Annotated in this window: 4 protein-coding genes and 1 pseudogene; all 5 read right to left on the bottom strand. The window is 58.0% G+C overall.

Annotated features, from left to right (window positions below):
* Positions 1-126, bottom strand: a pseudogene (locus ACIOWA_RS27130) (polynucleotide phosphorylase/polyadenylase); the annotation flags it as partial.
* A gap of 195 nt (positions 127-321) precedes the next feature.
* Positions 322-591, bottom strand: a complete 270-nt coding sequence (rpsO, locus tag ACIOWA_RS27125; protein ID WP_401162839.1) for a 30S ribosomal protein S15 — start codon at positions 589-591, stop codon at positions 322-324.
* 142 nt (positions 592-733) lie between these two features.
* Positions 734-1,651: a tRNA pseudouridine(55) synthase TruB gene (gene truB, locus ACIOWA_RS27120; protein ID WP_339431698.1), complete on the bottom strand. Its 918-nt coding sequence runs from the start codon at positions 1,649-1,651 to the stop codon at positions 734-736.
* Positions 1,652-1,655: 4 nt separating this feature from the next.
* Positions 1,656-2,057 carry a 30S ribosome-binding factor RbfA gene (rbfA, locus tag ACIOWA_RS27115; protein ID WP_401162837.1) on the bottom strand — a complete coding sequence of 134 codons (402 nt, stop codon included), beginning with the start codon at positions 2,055-2,057 and terminating at the stop codon, positions 1,656-1,658.
* Positions 2,058-2,216: 159 nt separating this feature from the next.
* A partial coding sequence (gene infB / locus ACIOWA_RS27110) for a translation initiation factor IF-2 (RefSeq protein WP_401162836.1) occupies positions 2,217-4,676 on the bottom strand: 2,460 nt, incomplete at its 5' end.

Genomic DNA, 4,676 nt, shown 5'->3' with positions numbered 1-4,676 from the left:
CACCAATACGCTGACGTCGTCGTCAACGGTGACCAATACTGCGCCGGAGGCCTGACGGGCGATACGGCCAGTCTCGAGGGTAACGGTCGACTGACCGAACTGGAATTTTTTGATTACCGGGTTCACGGTGTCCTACCTTCTTTTGTGGCTCTTGGGGGAACTGGTTTCTTGCGAAATTCTTGGGCAATGTCGGGAGTCGGCCCAACGCCTGTCCAGGGTAAAACGTGTATCCAGATAAAACTTGAGGCTGGGAGCCTGCAAGGCGCCAGCGGTAAACCGCTGACGCCTGACAGACAACCAACCTCATAGCGCAATCGCTGATTAGCGACGCAGACCCAGGCGACCGATCAGAGTCTGGTAACGACCCAGATCCTTGCCTTTCAGGTAGTCCAGCAGCTTGCGGCGCTGGTTAACCATGCGGATCAGACCACGACGGGAGTGGTGATCTTTACCGTTGGCCTTGAAGTGTCGTTGCAGTTTGTTGATGTTGTGGGTAAGCAGTTCAACTTGCACTTCTGGCGAACCAGTGTCACCAACAGCTTGCTGGTAGTCAGCAACGATTTGAGCTTTTTCTTGAACGTCGAGAGCCATGAGGCAATCCTTTTATCAGGAAACTGTTTCAAGGAAACAGCTTCAACAGGCCAGGGACAAATCCCTGTATCTATAAATGAGTCGTGACCGTGCCTGTTAACAGCCACACTCGCCGACCTGCTGTTACACAGGCCGGTTCCGGTCATTCTGACCGAATCAAGCGACGTGGCGCGATGCGCCCGTCTTCGCTCACTTCACCGATACCGATGAAGCGACCATTGTGATCCTGTACCCGCACCATGCCGAACTTCGGAGCATCCGGAGCACGAACCGGCTGGCCGTTAAGCCAGTAGAACGCACTCGCTTGCGAGAACTGCAGCAACGGCCAATCCAGCAGGCCGCTGTCCGATGGCATCAGGAAACGGTCGACCGCTTCGTTGCCGCCTTCGGCATGTACTGCTTCCAGCTCTTCGAGAGTCACGGTCTGCGCCAGGGTGAAAGGCCCGGCCTGGGTACGGCGCAATTCTGCGACGTACGCACCACAACCGAGTTGCTCACCGATATCCTCCACCAGGGTGCGAATATAGGTGCCCTTGCTGCAATCCACCGCAAGGCGCGCAGTATCGCCCTCGAAGGCCAGTAATTCCAAGCGCGCAATAGTAACAGAACGCGGTTCGCGCTCCACTACTTCGCCTGCACGAGCCAGCTTGTACAGCGGCTGACCATCTCGCTTGAGCGCCGAGTACATCGGCGGTATCTGACTGATTTGACCGCGAAATTTCGGCAGAACCGCCTCGACATCGGTGCGACCAACGGTCACCGGACGCTCCTGCAAAACCTCACCTTCGGCATCTGCCGTGGTGGTGGTCTTGCCCAGTTGCGCCAGGGTTTCGTAACCCTTGTCGGAATCGAGCAGATATTGCGAAAACTTGGTGGCCTCGCCGAAGCACAGCGGCAAAACGCCAGTGGCCAGCGGATCGAGACTGCCGGTATGCCCAGCCTTTTCGGCGTTGAGCAACCAGCGAACCTTCTGCAACGCGGCGTTGGAGGTGAACCCCAGCGGCTTGTCGAGCAGGATGATACCGCTGACGTTACGACGGATACGTTTGACCTGAGCCACCGAATTACTCCTTGGTGTCTTCAGGTTCAGCAACTGCCGGGTGCTGATTGTCTTCAGCCACGGCGCGCTCGATCAGGGCCGACAGGTGCGCACCACGCACGACGCTTTCGTCGTAGTGGAAGTGCAATTGCGGCACGCTGCGCAACTTCATTTCGCGGGCCAATTGCATACGCAGGAAACCTGCGGCGGCATTCAGTACCTTGATGCTTTGCGCGATGTCTTCGGCATTGTCCTGCCCCATCACGGTGATGAAGATCTTCGCGTGACCGACGTCACGGCTGACTTCCACAGCGGTAATGGTGACCAGGCCGACGCGCGGATCTTTGACTTCACGACGGATCAGTTGGGCCTGCACACGCTGCATCTGATCGCCGATACGTTGGGTGCGGCTGTATTCTTTTGCCATGATTTGTTACCTGTTACTGCCCTACGGTGAAACCCGCAAGGTCTGAAAGCGGCAAACGCCCGGCCTGACAGAAGCCAGACCGGGCGTTGCGTTTAGAGTCCGGGTGATGCGCCACACATTGCTGTGCGGCCGACCATCACGGCTCCTGAAGTGCGCGAGTTAGAGGCTGCGAGCAACCTGAACCTTCTCGTAAACTTCGATCTTGTCGCCAGCTTTGACGTCGTTGTAGCTCTTGACGCCAATACCGCATTCCATGCCGGCACGTACTTCGGAAGCGTCATCCTTGAAGCGGCGCAGGGATTCCAGCTCGCCTTCGAAGATAACGATGTCTTCACGCAGTACACGGATCGGACGGTTACGGTGCACAACACCTTCGATCACCATGCATCCAGCGATCGCGCCAAACTTCGGCGAACGGAACACGTCACGCACCTCGGCAACACCCAGGATGTTCTCGCGAACATCGCTGCCGAGCATACCGGTCAGGGCTTTCTTGACGTCTTCGATGATGTCGTAGATCACGTTGTAGTAACGCATATCCAGACCTTCCTGCTCGACGATCTTCCGTGCGCCAGCATCGGCACGCACGTTGAAGCCGAACAGTACAGCGTTGGAGGCCAGTGCCAGGTTGGCGTCGGATTCAGTGATACCACCGACACCGCCGCCGACTACGCGCACTTGCACTTCGTCGTTGCCCAGGCCATTCAAGGCACCGTTCAACGCTTCCAGCGAACCACGGACGTCGGATTTGAGGACGATGTTGAGCGTCTTCTTCTCGGCCTGACCCATGTTTTCAAAGATGTTTTCCAGCTTGCCGGCGTGAGCGCGAGCCAGTTTGACTTCGCGGAACTTGCCTTGACGGAACAGAGCCACTTCACGGGCTTTCTTCTCGTCAGCCACTACGCTCATCTCGTCGCCAGCGTCCGGGGTACCGTCCAGGCCGAGAATCTCGACAGGGATGGAAGGACCGGCTTCCTTGATTGGCTTGCCGTTCTCGTCGAGCATGGCGCGAACGCGACCATAGTTCGAACCGACCAGCACCATGTCGCCTTGGCGCAGGGTACCGTCTTGGACCAGCACGGTTGCAACCGGGCCACGACCTTTGTCGAGACGCGATTCAACCACGACACCACGGCCTGGAGCCGAAGGAGTCGCTTTCAGTTCGAGAACTTCAGCCTGCAGCAATACGGCTTCGAGCAGTTCGTCCACGCCAGTACCGACTTTCGCCGAAACCGGTACGAACGGCGTATCACCGCCCCACTCTTCCGACGTCACACCGTGAACCGACAGTTCGCTACGGATGCGATCAAGATCAGCACCCGGCTTATCGATCTTGTTCACTGCAACCACCAGTGGAACGCCAGCCGCTACAGCGTGCTGAACAGCTTCAATGGTCTGCGGCATTACGCCGTCGTCGGCTGCAACCACCAGAATCACGATATCGGTCGCCTTGGCACCACGGGCACGCATTGCGGTAAACGCGGCGTGACCCGGGGTATCAAGGAAGGTGACCATGCCGCGTTCGGTTTCAACGTGGTACGCACCGATGTGCTGGGTGATACCGCCGGCTTCGCCCGCAGCAACCTTGGCACGACGAATGTAGTCGAGCAGCGAGGTCTTACCGTGGTCAACGTGGCCCATTACGGTCACGACTGGCGCACGGGAGAACGACTCACCTTCAAACTTCAGGGACTCGGCCAGGGAATCTTCCAGAGCGGTGTCGCTGACCAGGGTCACTTTGTGGCCCAGTTCTTCGGCTACCAGTTGAGCAGTTTCCTGATCAAGCACCTGGTTGATGGTCGCTGGAGTACCCAGTTTGAACATGAACTTGATGATTTCAGCAGCCTTGACCGACATCTGATTGGCGAGATCGCCAACGGTGATGGTCTCGCCGATCTGCACATCGCGCACGACAGGGCCGGTTGGGCTCTGGAAACCGTGAGCGTTGCGCTTCTTCAGCTTGGACTTGCCGCGACCACCACGACGGAAGCCATCGCTCTCTTCGTCGGTAGTACGTGGCGCGACACGTGGTGCTGGCGCTTTCTCTTTGACCGATGCGCGATGCGGAGCGTTTTTACGCTCGCCGTCACCACCGCCACTGCGACGATTGTTGTCGTCGGCACGTGGTTTGTCCGGACGGCGCTGTTCGTTCTGCTTGTTACGAACGTCAGCAGACGGTGCTGGAGCAGCGGCGGCCACCGGTGCGCTTTCGCGTACTGGCTGGGCAGCTGCAGCCGGCGCCGAAACGGCGTCGTTGGTGGCGGTTTTGGCAGCAGCAGGCTGGCGACGCGCTTCTTCTTCGGCGCGTTGCTTGGCTTCTTCTTCAGCCTTCTGACGCGCAGCATTTTCTACTGCGCGACGTTCATCCAGTTCACGCTTGCGCTCGGCTTCGATTTCTTCCGGGCTACGCTGTACGAAAACTTTCTTTTTGCGAACTTCAACGCTGATGCTCTTGCTACCAGCCACACGCAGGGTGCTGGTGGTTTTACGCTGCAGCGTGATCTTGCGTGGTTCTTCCACTTTCGCCTTGTGGCTGCTCTTCAAGTGAGTCAGCAAAGATTGCTTCTCACTGTCAGTCACATGTTCTTCGGCGGCGGTGTGCGGCAGACCTGCCTCACG

The sequence above is a fragment of the Pseudomonas sp. NPDC087614 genome (assembly GCF_044743485.1).
Taxonomy (GTDB): Bacteria; Pseudomonadota; Gammaproteobacteria; order Pseudomonadales; family Pseudomonadaceae; genus Aquipseudomonas; species Aquipseudomonas baetica_A.
The sequence above is the reverse complement of the archived record's forward strand: the minus strand, read 5'-3'. Positions and strand labels throughout refer to the sequence as shown.